Genomic DNA, 16858 nt, shown 5'->3' with positions numbered 1-16858 from the left:
GTTTCTGAGGAAGAAGCGGAAATAAAGCTAGCGCAGCAGCACGAGCTTGCCCCAGTTGTTCTTGAAGGCCTTGTCGGCGGCGGTGGCGCGCTGCTCAAACTTGCCCGCCGCGTCGTCCAGCACCACCCGGTACAGATACGTGCCGTTGGCCAGCCGGTCGCCGTACTCGTCCGTGCCGTCCCAGTGATAGGCCGTCACGTTGGTGCCGATGCGCAAGGGCCCCAGCTCGGCCATCAGAATCTGGCGCACGACTTTGCCCGTGAGCGTCAGGATCTGGATCTTGAGGTTGCGCGGCAGCTCTTCGCCCGTGAGGGTAAAGACAAACTGGGCCGAGCGGGTGATGGGGTTGGGGTAGGGAAACACGTGGCTGATGCTGCTGGCGTTGACCACTTCGAAGCCCACACGGTAGTTCTCGGCCCCGGCGGCCCGACCCGAGGCGTCGCGTCCCTGCACTTCCAGCGTGTAGAGCCCATCCGCCAGCGGTGTATCCTGTCCCGGCTTATATTCGATGCGGGCCGTGCCTTTCGCCGGATCCGACAGGAAAATGACGTTCGAGGCGTTCAGGTTTACTTTCTGCGGCGTGCCATTGCGCGGGGTCAGCACCAGGTCAAAGGCGCTCCGGTCGGTGATGGGCCGCAGCTTGTCCTCATCGGTGAGCAGCACGGTGATGGTGGGGCGGGGCGAGACGATGTCGCCGTTGAGAATGTGCTGCCCGTCGAAGGCCACGTCCAGCACCGGCGGCACGCTACGGTCCTCCACCCGGAACGACGGTATCGTCAGCTCATTGTTAAAGTAGAACAGCTCGGGCAACCGGCTGCGGTTCTTGTCGATGTTGAGCGTGACAGAGCCGCTGATGTCGCCGTAGATATCCAGGGGCATTGCCGCGTTGAAGGCTACCGTGCCGTTGGCACCCAGGGCAGGTAGGTCAAATTCCTTGCTGATTTCCTTAGTGGCGTTGCGCAGCGTAAACACCGCCTTCAGCGGCGTGCCAAACGGCAGCCCGCTCACGTTCTGGAAAATCACCGGCACCGACACCGAGCCTCCTTCGGCTTGCTTGGCCAGAGCGGTAGGGTCGTAAGCGGTGGGCGTTTTGGCCACCACCGAGTCGCGGCGCACGATGCCCTCGGGCAGGCCCTGGTACGTCACCAAGAGCTGTTTGAGCTGCGGGGCCGTGCGCTGCAGCGTGTCCTTGAGCACCACTTCCAATTGCAGATACGGATAATCTTTGGCTGACACCGCGCTGAGCGCATATGGCCCGCGGGGCACGCTGGCGTTGAGCACCCGGCGCGTGCCATCGGGGGCAATGCCCAGCAGGCGCAGGGTGTAGCTGTCGGTGGGCTCCTGCTTGAGAGTGTGCACCAGCGTGGTCCACTGCTGGGCCGGGCCGATGCGCGGGGAGGTCACCACTCCGCTGCCGCCCTTGGTGGCCAGCGTGCCGCGCAGCGAAACCACCTGCTCGGCCCGCGGCACCGCGCTGCCCAAATCCGCCGTGGCTTCCTGAGCGGGGCGGCCACCGGGGCCTTTCTGGCCGATGAACACGAAGGGGTCCCCGTTCTGCAGCTGATTGATTTTCTGGGAGCCCAGGCCGGCAATAGCTGCTTTCAGGGCCGGGGAAAACGAGCCGAAATCAACCTTGTTTACCGACAGCAACGCCACGTAGGCGCCGCGGGGCACGTTGGTCAGCAAGGAAAGCAGCTGGGCCTGCCGGGCCGGCGTGTTGATGTTGTCGGTGGCACTCCGGGCAAACTGGTAAAACCGGTTGGGCGCCATGCCGCAGGAATCGTAGGTACCGGCCACCGTGCGCAACGATTTCAGTGAGCTGCCATCAAACACGCTGACCAGAATGTTGGGGTACGTCACGCCGCACTCCAGCACCGAAAGCGGCTCGTTATCCACCTGCACCCCGTAAGAATCAAGGAAGGTGATACCGCCGGAGCCGCCACCGCGGGTCTGCAGAGTCAGGCTTTTGGTGATGTCAGAGAAGCTCCACTTGCCCGAGGGCGCGGCCACGTCCACGCGCTGGCGCTGCGAGCGGCTGAACTGCCCGTGGTGGGCCTGCGACCAGCCCCCGGGGCTAGTGGGAATCACCCGGAAGGAGCTAGTGACCCACTCCGTATTTTCCGTGGGCGTGAGCTTGCTCTCGAAGCGCATGCGCCAGTACCAGACCACACTGTCGCGCCCGGCCAGCACCGGCAGCGTGGGCCGCCAGTCGGCCAGCAGCGCGGCCTGAATGCTGGTGCGCTGCAGCAGCGGGCTGGAGAAGCTCAGCGTCGTGTCGGCTTCGAGCAGGAACGTGCGCCGGGGGCCCAGCGGGTCGTTGGTCTGCCCCACCAGCCGGGGCTTGGCCGTGCTGACGATGGCAAACTCGGGCGGGTTGAGCAGGGTGATGCCCTCCTGCAAAAACGAAAAGCTCGTCGAAGCCTGGTTGTTGGTTTCATCCAGCTCATCCACGCGGTTCTGGTAATCGAGCGTAACCAGAAACTGGTTGTTGCCGAAGGCATTGCCCGTGTTGCGCAGCACCAGCGCGTAGGTCGTGTCGTGCAGGGCCTGGCGCAGGTTGGTGAAGGTGTAGAGCGTGTCGGCGCGCAGGGGCAGCGTGGTGGGGTCGTAGGTGCGCTTTACCGAAATATCGAGCTTGTCGTAGGTCACCTTGCCGGGGTTGCGCACCTGCACCAGCAGCTTAAATTCCCGGGAGGTGGTGCGCACCGGCTCTGTGCCCACCGGCGTCACCGTGAGGGGCGTCGCGCCGAACAGAAAGTCGGGCTTGGGCGGGGAGAACAAACGCAGGGCCGGGTCGGCGTGCCACACCGTGTTCAGCAGGGCCGATTGGCCGATGGGGTTGTTCAGCGGGCCGTTCTGCAGGCGGCGCGCCACCTCGTTCTGCACGTCGGCCACGGGCTTGCCGTACCAGGCCGCATCGTTCAGCATCAGCTGATACGTGAGCTTCTGCATGGTGTGCATCGTCGACTCAAAGCCGAAGCTGGACTCCGACATGAAGCCGATCAGGCCCTTTTTCGGGGCCAGAATCCAGTCTTCGGCGTAGAGGGCGTTGTAGATGGAAAACGTATTGCCGGCCGCGCAGCCGTTGGCAAACATGATGGGGTACTTGGCCCGGTTGTTATAGCCTTTCGCCGGATTGGTGCGGACGTTGCCCAGGCCCAACGACAGTTCCTGAATGGAACCGTGGCCGAAGTAGTTGATCAGGGCCAGGCCGGTGTTCAGCTCCGAGGAAACGTTGATTTCCTGGGGCAGCCCCAGCGTGGTGCGCGAGTACGTCTTGACGACCGTACCGGCGAAGAAAGGCCGCTCAATCTGGGCTTTATACTCGTTCAGATACTGGGCAAACAGCTCAAACTGGTAGGGCTCTTCGCCCCCGCCCAGGTGCAGCGCGTTTTTGCGCCACGCCAGATCGGGCGCGTCGGGCCGGCTGATTACTTCCTCGTGCTCCCGGAGCTTGTTGAGGTAATCCAGCACTTCGCGCGGCGTCTGGGCCGAAATCCGGCCGGTAGCCATGCGGGCGGCGTAGTCGTTATTGGGCCAGTCGGCCGAAAAGAAAGTATCGGAGGAGCCGCGCGTGCTGGTCGGCACCAGGTCGCGCACCGTGGGCGAGTAGCCGCGCGGGTCTTTGCGGTGGTAGATGTTGCCATTGCCCAATTCGCCGGTATTCAGGCCCTTGCCCAGCAGCAGCAGGTACTTGGCCCGGGGGTTGGTGAGCATGTAAAGGGAAAACTGCCGGATGGCCAGCGCCGACTTCTCCCCGTAGTGAAACTGGTTGTAGAGCTGGTCGGTCGTTACGACGAGCGTGTCGTAGCGGCCGCCGGTGGCCGAGGCGCGGTACTTGGCGTATTCGCGCACCGGGTTGAGCGTGTCGCCGGCCGGCTTCATCAGCGCCTGGTGGCTTACGATCAGGAAGTTGTGCGACGCGGGCGAAATAGCGCGGAACCGCACGGGCTGCGCGGGCAGCGGCACCAGGGCCCGGGCCACGTCGGCCAGCACCAGGTTGCGCGTGCGGTTGCCAGCCAGGGCATTCGGAAACACGTAGGTGCGCTGCTGCCCCACGCCGGCCAGGCCCTCGATGCGCTGGGCATTGTAGGGGTCGGTCACATCAAATCCGCGGACGGTAGCCGGGATGCTGTCGAGCGTGTAGTAGGCCGGGGCCGCGCCCAGGGTCGAGTCGTTGCTGAAGCTAAAGAAGCTGCGCTTGGGAAACCAGCGGGCCGTTTGGGTGTGCCTGACGCGCAGGTAGGCCAGGCTCACCAGGTTGTTTTCGGTGCTGGGCGTGGCCGCCGTTACCACCTCAATCAGCATCCGGACCACGCCGCTGGCTTTGATGTCGGTTCGGCGCAGCTGCTCCACGATTTTGCGCTGCTCGAAGCCCTGCATCACGAAGGTGCGGAACACGCGCCAGGTGTCGGTGCCCTCGGGCTTCACGTACAGGTTTATCGTGTGGGCCGAGTTGCTGGCTCCTACCACCAGGGTTTCCAGCACCGGCAGCGGACCGGTGGCGGAGCGGCTGTCCACCGAGTCTACCTTATACTCGTCGCCGGCCCGCGAGACGTTGCCGAAGTTATCGAAGCCGCGCCCCCAGTGCTGGCCCAGAAACCCTTCGTTGGTTTCGCCCCAGGGCTGGTACACGAAGTTTTCGGCCGGAACGTCGTGGTAGCGGTCGGCAATAACGTTGGTCTGGGGCTTGATCCAATACGGGTGCTTGCCACCGACGGGGCTCAGGGCGGGCTGGGCCATGCGCTTGCCGTTGGCCGTGGCCGAGACCGTGAGAAAATAGGCCGCCGTGTCGGTGTAGAGGCTGTAGAGCCGCTGGGCCTGCTCGGCCGGGTTCTTGTACATGCCCTTGTCCAGGGCCCCGTCGTTGCGCTGCCCATAGAACTCCACGTAGCTCGTGGCATCCAGCCCCGTCGAGGAAGTGCCGCCCACGTAGATGGCCACTTCCCGGCCCCGGCGCCAGAGCTGCAGCCGCTGCGGGTTGGTCGTGCTGCCCAGCCCGGCCCGGGTCAGGTACTGGTAGTCCAGGCGGTAGAGCCCGTCCTGGGCCACTTTAATCTTATAGTAGGCCTGCCCCGGCACGAGCCACTCGTTGCCGTACGGGCCCGATTGCGCCTGCACGGCAGCCGGACGCAGCAGAACTACTCCCAGCAGCAAGCCAAAACAGCGCAGCAGGTTTCGAAGTTGGGTAGAGTTGATCATAGATACTAACTGAAGGTTTCGACACCAGCCGCCCGACAAGCGTCGGGCGGCCCGGGGCTTACTTAAAGCCGTAGCCCAGCGAAACGATAACGGAATTGGTCGAGCCCTGGTCACCTACCTTCTCAATGGCCAGGCGCGAGAGGGCCAGGTCGAGGCGCAGGCCGCTAAAGGCCACGCCCACGCCCAGGCTGGGCTGGGGCTTCCAGCCACCCTTGCCGTCGAAAGACTTATCGGCGTCCATTTTCTGGAAGTTGCTCACGCCGCCGCGCAGGAAAATCAGGTCCTTGTAGCCCAGCTCCAGCCCGGCTTTGGGGTCGATGCTCACGGCGCTGCTCGACACGAGCGTGTTGCGCTGCCCGTCGGTGGTAATTTCCAAGTCGACGGCGGCCAGGGCCGTGAGCTGGGCGGGCAGCTTCACCGCGCGGCCCACCCCCAGGATAAAGCGGGGCAGCGTGATTTCGGTGCTGTTGGCCGGCACCGGGTCCGAGGCGTTGGCGCTGCCCTGAAACTCGTCGGAGTTGATGGCCCAGGCGTTGAAGGTGGTGGTAATGTCGCGGGCCATCAGGCCCAGCCGCCAGCCGCCCTTGTCATATTGCACGCCCGCGTCGATGCCGAAGCCCCAGGCGTTGGCAAACTTGCCCACGTTGCGGTAGATGATCTTGCCGTTGCCGGCCAGCTTCAGCCCCTCAACTGCCCCGATCTTGCGGGCGTAGGAGAGCAGCAGCGCGTAATCGGCCACCGAGAAGTAGGTGATACGGTCGTAGGACACCTGCCCGTACTCGTTCACCAGGGCGCGGGTATCGGCAATGTCGTCGACGCCCACCCGGATGAGGCTGGCCCCGATGGCGCTCTGCTCGTCGAGGGGCATGGAAAAGGCGGCGTAGTCGTTTTTGACGATGCCGGAAAACAGCTCCGAGTGCATCAGCACCGCGTCGTACTTGCTCTTCTGATTCAGCAGGCCCGCCGGGTTCCAGTAGCCGGCCGTGGCGTCGCCTACCAAGCTTACCTGCACGTTGCCCATGCCCAGGGCCCGGCCCCCCACCCCGATGTTGAGAAAGTCGTTGCTGTATTTGGGCGTCAGGTCTTTGGTTTGGGCCGAAGCCACGGTAGCCAGACCCAGGCTAAGGCCCGCCCCTACCAGTGCGGGGGCGAATCGGGAGAAGTGCAGCATAGAGGTGTAATGAATAAAATCCAGGTTTGTCCGGAGCAGCAACGCAAGATACTTATTAATAGTGCGCTGGCGAATCGGGCCGACGGGCGCGGCTCGACTGTAGTCAACCGAAATCGGCCTTGGTACGCGGCAATCAACGATTTTATCCGCCTTCCGGTTTTTAGCCCAGCCCGTTTTGTCGGCTGGCCGGGCTACAATTCCACCGTCCATGAACTATGTATTACATAGTACTAAAAATAAATTCGACCAGTACCTTGCGTCGCATAGTACCTTCCATTATCTTTGTTTCATTCTTCACCGATTTCTGCCCCAGCCCATGAAAGTAGAGAACACCCAAGTGCAGATGCGGAAGGGCATCCTGGAGTTCTGCATCCTGGAAATCATTGCCCGCGGCGAGGTGTATGCGTCGGACATGCTGGAGGAGCTCACCTCCGCCCGCATGATTGTAGTGGAAGGAACCCTCTATCCGCTGCTGACGCGCCTCAAAAATGCCGGCTTGCTTGATTATACCTGGAAAGAGTCCACCTCCGGACCGCCCCGCAAGTACTACACCCTCACCCCCGACGGCCAGGAGTTTCTGCACCAGCTGCGCCTGACCTGGGAGGAAGTGCAGGATTCGATCCGCATCATCCGCCAGAAACCTCACCTCAATGGCGCCGCAACCCCAACGCCGTAGCGGCAGCTAGTTGGCCCGGACCATTCCTCCTTTCGAGTTACTCTTGATTTGCAGCACTGAGATGAAAAAGAATATCAGCATTAACCTCCAAGGCCTCATCTTCCACATCGAAGAAGACGGCTACGATGTACTGAGCCGCTACCTGGCCGAAGTACGGGCGCACTTTTCCGGCTACCGCGGACACGAGGAAATCGTGGCCGACATTGAGGCCCGCATTGCCGAGCTGTTTGCCGCCCGCACCTCCACCACCAAGCAGGTCATCACCCTGGCCGACGTGCAGGAAATGGTCGGTAAGATGGGCCGCGTGAGCGACTTCCAGACCGCCGACGAGGCCGAGGAAGAGGAAGAAGCCCTGGCCGGTGGCCCCGAGGTGTACACCAACTACGCCAAAGCCGCCGGGGCCGCCACGGCCGAAGCCGCTACCGAGCCCAAGCGCCTGTTCCGGGACATGGCCAACCGCAAGATTGCCGGCGTCGCCGCCGGTATTGCCCGCTACTTCGCCATCAACCCGCTGTGGGTGCGCCTGGGCTTCCTGACGCTGCTGCTGCTACCCCCCGTGGTGTTCGACCGCTACGACGGCCACAGCGACTTTGGCGGCGACCTGGCCGGCGTCTCGCTGCTGGTCTACATCATTCTCTGGATTGCCCTGCCCAAGCGCTACGATATGGTAGCGGGCGAAGAAGACCCCACCTTTAAGAAGCTTTACCGCGACACCGACACCGGCAAGGTCGGCGGGGTGTCGGCTGGTCTGGCCGCCTACTTCAACGTGGACGTGGTGCTGATCCGGGTGCTGTTCGTGGCCTTCCTCTTCGCCGGCGGCTTTGCCATCCCGCTCTACATTGCCCTCTGGATTCTGCTGCCCGAAGCCAAAACCGTGTCCGACCGGATGCGGATGCGGGGCGACGCCCTGACGCTTTCCAGCCTCGACAGCAACCTGCGCAGCAACCCCGACGGCAACCCCGAAACCCTGGGCAACAACCGGCCCGTGGGCACTTTTCTGGAGGAGCTGTTCCGCAACATCCGGCCCCTGCTGAATTTCATCGGCTCGGCCCTGCGCATCTTTATCGGGGTGATGATGACCATCATCGGCTTCGGCTTCCTGCTCACGCTGCTGATTCTGCTGGGCATTGGCCTGGGCACGATTCCGGAGTCGCAGAACTTCGTGCTGGGCGACGTGTCGGCCAACGTAATGATGAACACCGTGCCCAGCTGGGCGCTGCTGGCCTTCTTCCTGCTGACGGCCATTCCGGCCCTGGCCATGATGCTGGCCGGCCTGGGGCTGCTGCTGCGCCGCTCCATCCTGAGCCGCACCGCCAACCTGACCATGTTCGGCCTCTGGCTGCTGGGCGTCGTGGGCGTGGCCGTGGCCATGACGCAGATCAACCGCAACTTCCAGGAGCAAGGCGAAGTAACCCAGACCCAGCGCTTCACCGGGTTTGAGGCCACGCCTACCCTGCTGCTGGATACGCGCCGCGTCGACCGGGGCTCCGACCAACGGGTGGACGTGCGCCTGGCCCCCGCCGACAGCGGGGCGGCCGTGGAGGTGGAAAAAACCTTCTCCGCCAGCGGCTACAGCGAAGCGGAAGCCCGGCAGACGGCCGTCAGCACGGTGACCTACACCGTGCGCCAGAGCAACGACTCGACCTTGCTCTTCGACGACCACTTCTCGTTCCGCCCCAGCGCGAAGTACCGCGACCAGGACCTGAGCCTGCTGGTGCGCCTGCCCCGCAACAAGACGTTCCGCCTGGGCCACGACTTCTCCTACATGCTGAACGACGACAACTTCGTGAACGACCAGAAGCCCAACGACCCGGAAAAGCACACCTACCGCCTGCGCGGCAACCAGCTGGAGTGCCTCAGCTGTACCGGCGACGATCTGGAAGACAGCTTCGGCCGCTACGATGAGGACGACGACCAGGCCGACTCGGATACCACCGACACCACCGTGCGCGTGGACGCCGGCGACGAAAGCTACCGGATCCGGGTCAACACCGATGACGACGAGGACGGCAACGTGGGCGTCGACATCGACATTGACGACAAAGGATTCTCCACTGCCCCCGGCCGCTACGGCTCGGGCCGGCGCACCTTCAACGTCAGTGGCTTCCGCACCATCGAAGCCAGCGGCGCCTACCGCGTGCTGGTGCGCCAGGGTCCGGAGTTTAAGGTAGACGCCGCCGGCGACGACAAGGACCTGCGCGACCTGCGCGTGGAAGCCAACGGCAATGAGCTGACGATTCGGGGCCGCAACCGCAACTCGTTTCTGTCGGGCTTTGGCAACCGCAAGCCCGTGCTGATTCGGGTGCAGATGCCGGAGCTGACGTCCCTGGATCTGAGTGGGGTCTGCAAAGCCAACGTGGCCGGGTTCAAAGACCAGGCGCTCCAGGTAGAGCAGTCGGGCGCCTGCTACGCGCTGCTCAACGTGGACGTACCCCGCCTCGACCTGAACCTGAGCGGGGCTTGCCGCACCGATTTGCGCGGCGCAGCCAACGAGTTGAACGTGGAAGGCGACGGCGCCAGCCAGGTGCAGGGCCTGCGCATGAGCACCCAAAGTGCTGACCTTGAGCTTTCCGGCATGAGCAAGGCCCGCGTGAAAGTGGCCGACCGCCTGCGCGCCGAGCTCAGCGGCGCCAGCCGGGTGGAGTATACCGGCTCGCCCAATAAGGTGCAGAAGGATGTGTCGGGCTCCTCGCGGGTGGTGCGCCTCACCACCGGCAACAGCGACGACGACACGACCAACGAGTAGCCCCGCGGCCACCCTTTTCCAGTTTCCACGGCTGCACTGCTACTCCCGCGCCCACTGGTGACCGGCGGCTTTTCAGCCGCCCACGCCCGGGGGCTCCTACTTACTTAAACGAACAGATGCCGGCCAGGCAACCCTTGGTTCCTGACCGGCATCTATCTCCGCGACAACACGAATTGATTGGGTTTGCTTATTGGTGAGAGAACGAGTGACCCGGAGGAAGTCCTTTTGCCTGCCCGAGCTGCAACAGGTAGGCAAAGGCTTCCTCCATTTCGTTTCGGATCTTGCCATCGAGAATAGCCTCCAATACGGCTTCCTTCAGCTCGCCCACTTCCCGGGAGGGCTTCAAGCCAAAGGTTTCCATGATGACTTCGCCGGTAATAACGGGCTTGAAGTTGCGCAGATGGTCCTTGGCTTCTACTTCCCGTAGCTTTTCTTCCACCAACCCGAAGTTGCGCAGGTAGCGCTCTTTGCGCTGGTGGTCTTTGCTTGTAATATCGGCCCGGCACAGGAGCATCAGCCGGTCGATGTCGTCGCCGGCCTCGAACAGCAGGCGGCGCACGGCCGAGTCGGTCACGGTTTCCTTCACCAGGGCAATGGGCCGCAGATGCAGGCGCACGAGCTTTTGCACCATGCGCATCTCCTCGCCTTGCGGCAGCTTCAGGTCGGTGAAAATACCCGGCACCCAGCGCGCACCCTTGTCTTCGTGGCCGTGAAAGGTCCAGCCCACCTTTTTGTCGTAGCGCTTGGTGGCGGGCTTGGCAATGTCGTGCAGAATGGCCGCCCAGCGTAGCCACAGGTCGCCGCCGGCCGCCACCACGTTGTCGAGCACCTGTAGGGTGTGGTAAAAGTTGTCCTTGTGGGCATGGCTCCCAACTTTCTCCACCCCGTAGAGCTGGGCCATGCGGGGGAAAATCAGCTGGAGCAAACCGGTCTGAAACAGCAGCTTGAAGCCGTAGCTGGGCTTGGTGGCCTCAATAATCTTGTTCAACTCGACGGTAATGCGCTCCTGCGACACAATCTTGATGCGGTCCTTGTTGCGGGCAATGGCGTCGAAGGTGTCGGGCTCGATGTCGAAGTCGAGCTGGGTGGCAAAGCGCACGGCCCGCATCATGCGCAGCGGGTCGTCGGAGAAGGTAATATCCGGGTCGAGCGGGGTGCGGATGATTTTCTGCTGCAAGTCGCGCATGCCCTCGAAGCGGTCCACGAGCGTACCGAAATCCCCAGGGTTCAGGCTCAGGGCCAAGGCGTTGATGGTAAAGTCGCGGCGGGCCAGGTCTTCCTCCAGGGTGCCGGCCTCCACCTCGGGCTTGCGGCTCTCGGCCCGGTAGCTTTCCTTGCGGGCGCCCACAAACTCCAGCTCAATGGTTTCGGTGGGCAGCATGGCCGTGCCAAAGTTCTTGAACACCGTCACGCGGGGCTTGCCCGGCAGCTTGCTCCCCACGGCCTGGGCCAGCCTGATTCCGTCGCCCACGCACACCACATCCACGTCCTTGCTGGGCCGTGCCAGCGCCAAATCCCGCACGAAGCCCCCGATAACGTAGGCCGGGTAGCCCAGCTCACCGGCCGCCTCAGCAATGGTATGAAACAACGGATTCTCGGGAAGCTGGGGAGTATTCATGCGCAACGCGGACAGTTAAAACGGCCGCAAAGGTAATTGTTTAATGTGCTGATGTGCGAATGTGGGTAATGTGCTAATGGTTGTTAATGTGGTGGAATGTGGAGAATGTGTCCCTGCGGGGCATGAAGCAATCCGTCCTCTAAAGCGTGCCGAGCCTTTTACTAGAAAGCCCTTTCCTGCTCATGCGGGAAAGGGCTTTTCAGTTTAAAAGGTCACTTCGTACTGCGCAGAAGACGGGTTACCTTGACTGCACCCCGCAATGACGGAACGTCATTGGCACATTCACAACACATTAGCACCTGAGCACATTAACCCCGCACTACTTCCAGGCCGCCGTCGGGCAGCACCCGCACTACTTTTGAGGGCTGGGACCGGGTTTCGTCCTCCTGCCGCCAGCTTACCACGTAGTCGACGGCGCGCACGATGGCCGGGCTGACTTCGGAGTAGATGGCGGCCGTGGGCTCCCCGCTCAGGTTGGCCGAGGTAGATACCAGGCCGTGGCCCAGGCGGCGCACTACTTTGCGGGTAAACTCGTCGTTCTGGACCACGCGCAGCCCGATGGTGCCGTCGGGGGCCAGCAGGTTGGGCGCCAGGTGGCGGCTGCCCTGCACGATGTAGGTCGTGGGCCGCTCCTGGGCGGCCAGCAGCTCCGTCAGATTCGGGGGCACCACGGCGGCGTACTTGGCAAACATGGCCTCGTCGGCCACCAGCACGATGCAGCCTTTCTCGGCCGGCCGCTGCTTGATCTTGTAGATCTTCTCCACGGCCGGCGGCACTTCCGCGTCGCAGCCCAGGCCCCACACCGTATCGGTGGGATAGAGAATCACCTGTTGCAGCAGGAGCACGTCCACGGCGGCATCCACCTCCTGGCGAAAGAAATTGCTGTTCGTATTATTAGTCATGGTCGAGGGGGCTGATGGATTGGCACAGCTCTACCAGTACGCCGGCCGCGCTTTTGGGATGCACGAAGCACACCAGCTTGTTGTCGGCCCCGCGCTTGGGCTCCTCGTTCAGCAGGGTGAAGCCCTCCTGCCGCAGCCGCGCCATTTCGGCCCGGATGTCGTCGACTTCGAAAGCCACGTGGTGAATGCCTTCCGGTTTCTTACCCAGGTACTTGGTAATGGCACTGTCGGGCGAGGTGCCGGCCAGCAGCTCAATCTTGGAGCCGCCCACCTGAAAAAACACGGTATCCACGGCCTCACTGGCTACGTGCTCCTTTTTATAGGGCGCTTGCCCGAGCAAGGTCGTGTAGAGCGCCGTGGCTGCTTCGAGGTCGTGCACGGCTAGGCCGAGATGTTCAAGATTGGTAAACATGAAAGTTGGGGTGGGAAGCTGATGGACGCTATTTGGAATATATCTACTTTTGTGGCACAAAGTAAAACCTGTTCACCGGTTTTGGTGTTCTACCTGCGAATCATTCTCCACTAGGATTCGCCTGCTTTCTCTGGTTTTTCGCTGATTTACATACTCCGAGCCATGCTCAAGCTACCTATTTACCTCGACAACAACGCTACCACTCCGCTGGACCCACGCGTGTTGGAGGCCATGATGCCTTATCTGACCGAGGTGTTCGGCAACGCCGCTTCCCGCAACCACCCCTTCGGCTGGGCCGCGGAAGAAGCCGTCGACTACGCCCGTGAGCAGATTGCCTCGCTCATCAACTGCGATTCCAAGGAGATTATCTTCACCTCGGGCGCCACTGAGTCCGACAACCTGGGCATCAAGGGGGTATATGAGATGTACGCTCAGAAGGGCAACCACATCATTACCGCCACCACCGAGCACAAAGCCGTGCTCGACACCTGCAAGCACATCGAGAAGCTGGGGGGCCGCGTAACCTACCTGCCCGTCAACTCGGAAGGCCTGATCAGCCTGGCTGACCTGGAGGCGGCCATGACGCCCCAGACCATTCTGGTGACCATCATGTACGGCAACAACGAAACCGGCACCATTCAGCCGATTCGCGAAATTGCCGCCATTGCCCACAAGCACGGCGCCCTGTTCATGACCGACGGCACCCAGGCCGTAGGCAAGATTCCGGTGGACGTTATTGCCGACGGCATCGACATCATGGCCTTCACGGCCCACAAGATGTACGGCCCCAAGGGCGTAGGTGCCCTGTACGTGCGTCGCAAGAACCCGCGGGTGAAAGTAACCGCCCAGATGGACGGCGGCGGCCACGAGCGCGGCATGCGTTCCGGTACCCTGAACGTGCCCGGCATCGTGGGCCTGGGCAAAGCCTGTGAGCTGGCCCGCCTGGAAATGGCGGCCGACACGGCCCGCCTCTCGGCGATGCGCGACAAGCTGGAGCGCGAGCTGCTGACGCTGGAAGAAAGCTACGTGAACGGCTCGCGCGAACACCGCCTGCCCCATGTGACCAACATCTCCTTTAAGTACGTGGAAGGCGAAGGCCTGATGATGGGCGTGAAAGACTTGGCCGTCTCGTCGGGCTCGGCCTGCACCTCGGCTTCGCTGGAGCCCTCGTACGTGCTTAAGGCCCTGGGCCTGAGCGACGATCTGGCCCACAGCTCGCTGCGCTTCGGCCTGAGCCGCTTTACCACGGAAGAGCAGATCGATTACGCCATCAACCACGTAAAAGAAGCCGTGACCAAGCTCCGCGAAATGTCGCCCCTGTGGGAGATGTTCAAGGAAGGCATCGACCTCAGCAAAATTGAGTGGGCTGAGCACTAGGCTCCGCTTTGCTTCGCAATTCTGAATTATGAATGCTGAATTTTGAATTAACCATCATTCCGAAGACCAGCAACTAATTCAGAATTCATAATTTAACATTCAGAATTCAAGAAAATGGCTTACTCCGATAAAGTAATCGACCACTACAGCAACCCCCGCAACGTGGGCACGCTGGACAAAAGCAAAAAGAACGTAGGTACGGGCCTGGTGGGTGCCCCCGAGTGCGGCGACGTAATGCGCCTGCAGATTGAGGTGGACGAAACCACCAACACCATCACCGACGCCAAGTTTAAAACCTTCGGCTGCGGCTCGGCCATTGCCTCTTCGTCGCTGGCGACGGAATGGCTGAAAGGCAAAACCGTGGACGAGGCTCTGGCCATCGACAACATGGAAATCGTGGAAGAGCTGGCGCTGCCCCCGGTGAAGATTCACTGCTCGGTGCTGGCCGAGGACGCCATTAAGTCGGCCATCAACGACTACCGCGTCAAGAACGGCATGCCCGCCCTGGAAGAGGCCAAGGCTCACCATTAAGTGGTTGTTAATTGCTGATTGTCGACTGCCAGTTGTTCTCCGGCCAATCCGGAGCCTAACCCGCAGTCAACAATCAGCAATTGGCTTTTAACAGTCCCCCAATGGAAGTTTCGCCCGACATTCACGTCGAAAGCAGCCGGATCCAGAAGCAGATTGAGGATTACCTGGGCATGGGTCCGGGCAATCTGCTGTTCGAGTACCGGCAGCTGGATGGCCTGGTGCGCCTGGATCTGATTACCGTCAATCCGCGCCACCACCAGAGTTTCCTGTTTCGCTACGAGGAAGGCTACGACAAGCTGGATGCGTTGCGCAAGATGCTGACCTACGTGCAGCGCCTGCGCGACACGGAGAGCTCCTACACCATTCAGTGGCGGGCCCGCGGCGACAAAGAGCTGCAGACTTCCTACTTCCGGGCCCACAATGCCTACGAAGCCCTCGACAAATTGTATTACGGACGCGACCTGAACACGATTACCGTATTCAGTGTTGTGCTCAATCCTTCTTCGTAGTAACCGGTAGCAAGCTCCTAGGGGCGGGACACTCTTCTGCCCCACTCGTTGTTTGCCTACCAAGTACGCCACACCCAGTACTGCCACCAGCCATGATTACCGTTTCTGAAAAAGCCAAGGAGAAAGTAGAGCGTCTGATGTCGGACGCGCAGCTCGACGCGACGTACCGCCTGCGGGCTTCCGTAGCCGGGGGCGGCTGCTCGGGCCTCTCTTACAAGCTCGATTTCGACAACGAGGTGAAGCCCATGGACCAGGAGTTTGAAGACAAAGGCGTGCGGGTAGTCGTTGATATGAAAAGCTTTTTGTATCTGGCCGGCACTCAGCTCGACTTCTCGGATGGTCTCAATGGCAAGGGATTCTACTTCGACAACCCGAATGCGTCGCGCACCTGCGGCTGCGGCGAGAGTTTCTCGGTGTAGTCAGTAATTTGCCAGTCGCTTTTAGCAAAAAAAGCCTCTTCCGCGGAAGAGGCTTTTTTTGTGTACAGTAACAAGCCGTGAATTATTCTCGCACAAAGCGCTGCCGGCTTAGTTCCCCATTGTTGGTAATTTCCAGGAAGTAGCCCCCGGGCTTCAATTCGCGCATGGTAAGCGCCCCCGATTTCGGTACAGTTCCCTGCATTACGGTTTGCCCGGTGGTATTTAGCACGCGGTAAGCAGCGCCGGCGGCCGTGGCGGGCAGGTTCAACAGGTCATAGGTCGGGCTGGGGTAAACCATAGCCAGAACTGCTCCCACGACCCGCACGGGCGAATACGACACGCTGCCGTCGGTATCTATCTGCCGCAGGCGGTAGTAGCTCGTGCCCGCCAGGGGCGCCGCATCGACGCTCAGGTAGTTGGTGGCCGTGGTGGTAGTGCCCGCGCCGGCTACCGTATTGATGGTGGCAAAGCTCTGCCCATCGGCGCTGCGCTGCACCTCGAACCGGTTGCTGTTGGTTTCGCTGGCCGTGGTCCACTTCAGCTGCACCGTGTTGCTCTGGCGGCTGGCACTGAAGGCGACCAGCTCCACGGGCAGCGGGCTGTTGCTGTCGAACTGTACGTCGTCTACGTTCAGCTGAGACTGTTTGGGTACGTCGAATGATATTCTGGCCTGCACCGAGGTTGTATTGGCCGGTAGAGTAATCGAGATTGAGCCGGCTCCGTTGCCACTGGTCACGGCTGTTGTTCCCAATGAACCCATCGTGCCGTTTAGGGTACCGGTACCATACGCCCACGGCACGTTGGTATTCCCGGAGGTGGGCCCAGTAATTGTTAGCGTATTGCCGGCTCCGCCGTAAGCACCGCCATTCGTGCGAAGTGCAATAGTGACGGAGCCGTCATTATTGCTCATGCCGCTGCCCGTGACAGACAGGCGCAGCTTGAAAGTGGTAGTAGCCCCTGAAGTAGTCCGAATGACATCGGTTTCGAGCGTGCCCAGAACTGCTGTGTTGCCATTGTTGTTTTTGGCCACTTGGTAGCCATTGGAGCTACTTACCCCCACTGCTGCCGCTACGCCACCGGTGCCAGTTGTCGTGTACGGTAGTGATGTAGTCGTCTGGCTATCGAAGTTCTGGGTCAGGTTTTGGGCTTGGCTCCAGCTTAACAGCGGGCAAAGCATCAGGCCGGCAAATAGTAGGTGTGTTGCGGTTGTTCTTTTCATGGGCCAACTAGCTATGAGTTCAGATCAGGAGGTGTGTTGTGACGGACGGCAGATAAAAGGGCGAAGCGTAGACTCA

The 16858-nt window shown here is 61.6% G+C and carries 12 protein-coding genes; 6 read left to right on the top strand and 6 right to left on the bottom strand.

Annotation, left to right across the window (positions count from 1 at the left end):
- Nucleotides 1–27: 27 nt before the first annotated feature.
- Both porU2 and E5K00_RS01070 read right to left on the bottom strand, forming a co-directional pair.
- Nucleotides 28–5202 (bottom strand): putative type IX secretion system sortase PorU2, encoded by a 5175-nt coding sequence (porU2, locus tag E5K00_RS01075; RefSeq protein ID WP_135460821.1) that lies wholly within the window; start codon nucleotides 5200–5202, stop codon nucleotides 28–30.
- A gap of 58 nt (nucleotides 5203–5260) precedes the next feature.
- Complete coding sequence (locus E5K00_RS01070) at nucleotides 5261–6373, bottom strand: putative type IX sorting system protein PorV2 (RefSeq protein WP_135460819.1); 1113 nt, start codon at nucleotides 6371–6373, stop codon at nucleotides 5261–5263.
- A gap of 316 nt (nucleotides 6374–6689) precedes the next feature.
- On the opposite strand from E5K00_RS01070, the gene E5K00_RS01065 reads away from it, so the two are divergent.
- Both E5K00_RS01065 and E5K00_RS01060 read left to right on the top strand, forming a co-directional pair.
- Nucleotides 6690–7049, top strand: coding sequence for a PadR family transcriptional regulator (locus tag E5K00_RS01065; RefSeq protein WP_100336701.1), 360 nt, complete (start codon nucleotides 6690–6692; stop codon nucleotides 7047–7049).
- A 61-nt stretch (nucleotides 7050–7110) separates the two neighbouring features.
- On the top strand, nucleotides 7111–9795 hold the full coding sequence (locus E5K00_RS01060) for a PspC domain-containing protein (RefSeq protein WP_135460817.1): 2685 nt from the start codon (nucleotides 7111–7113) through the stop codon (nucleotides 9793–9795).
- A gap of 187 nt (nucleotides 9796–9982) precedes the next feature.
- On the opposite strand, the gene E5K00_RS01055 is transcribed toward E5K00_RS01060, so the two are convergent.
- The 3 genes from E5K00_RS01055 to mce form a co-directional block, all read right to left on the bottom strand.
- Entirely contained in the window at nucleotides 9983–11413 is a 1431-nt protein-coding gene (locus E5K00_RS01055) for a CCA tRNA nucleotidyltransferase (protein ID WP_135460815.1), read from the bottom strand.
- A gap of 308 nt (nucleotides 11414–11721) precedes the next feature.
- Nucleotides 11722–12315: an L-threonylcarbamoyladenylate synthase gene (locus tag E5K00_RS01050; RefSeq protein WP_135460813.1), complete on the bottom strand. Its 594-nt coding sequence runs from the start codon at nucleotides 12313–12315 to the stop codon at nucleotides 11722–11724.
- On the bottom strand, nucleotides 12308–12727 hold the full coding sequence (mce, locus tag E5K00_RS01045; protein ID WP_135460811.1) for a methylmalonyl-CoA epimerase: 420 nt from the start codon (nucleotides 12725–12727) through the stop codon (nucleotides 12308–12310). The genes E5K00_RS01050 and mce overlap by 8 nt, the downstream gene beginning before the upstream one ends.
- A gap of 162 nt (nucleotides 12728–12889) precedes the next feature.
- On the opposite strand from mce, the gene E5K00_RS01040 reads away from it, so the two are divergent.
- From E5K00_RS01040 to E5K00_RS01025, 4 genes are all read left to right on the top strand, one after another.
- Nucleotides 12890–14104 (top strand): IscS subfamily cysteine desulfurase, encoded by a 1215-nt coding sequence (locus tag E5K00_RS01040; RefSeq protein WP_135460809.1) that lies wholly within the window; start codon nucleotides 12890–12892, stop codon nucleotides 14102–14104.
- Between the two features lie 114 nt (nucleotides 14105–14218).
- Nucleotides 14219–14635, top strand: coding sequence for a Fe-S cluster assembly scaffold IscU (gene iscU, locus E5K00_RS01035; protein ID WP_135460807.1), 417 nt, complete (start codon nucleotides 14219–14221; stop codon nucleotides 14633–14635).
- A gap of 101 nt (nucleotides 14636–14736) precedes the next feature.
- Nucleotides 14737–15144 (top strand): hypothetical protein, encoded by a 408-nt coding sequence (locus E5K00_RS01030; protein ID WP_135460805.1) that lies wholly within the window; start codon nucleotides 14737–14739, stop codon nucleotides 15142–15144.
- A gap of 92 nt (nucleotides 15145–15236) precedes the next feature.
- A complete protein-coding gene (locus tag E5K00_RS01025; protein ID WP_135460803.1) occupies nucleotides 15237–15563 on the top strand; it encodes a HesB/IscA family protein in 327 nt (108 codons plus the stop codon).
- A gap of 82 nt (nucleotides 15564–15645) precedes the next feature.
- Here the strand turns inward: E5K00_RS01025 and E5K00_RS01020 are convergent, their stop codons facing one another.
- Nucleotides 15646–16782: a T9SS type A sorting domain-containing protein gene (locus E5K00_RS01020; RefSeq protein WP_135460801.1), complete on the bottom strand. Its 1137-nt coding sequence runs from the start codon at nucleotides 16780–16782 to the stop codon at nucleotides 15646–15648.
- Between the last annotated feature and the right edge of the window lie 76 nt (nucleotides 16783–16858).

The sequence above is a fragment of the Hymenobacter aquaticus genome (assembly GCF_004765605.1).
In the GTDB taxonomy this organism is placed as follows: domain Bacteria; phylum Bacteroidota; class Bacteroidia; order Cytophagales; family Hymenobacteraceae; genus Hymenobacter; species Hymenobacter aquaticus.
Note: the sequence above shows the minus strand (reverse complement) of the source record. Positions and strands in the feature narration are given on the sequence as shown.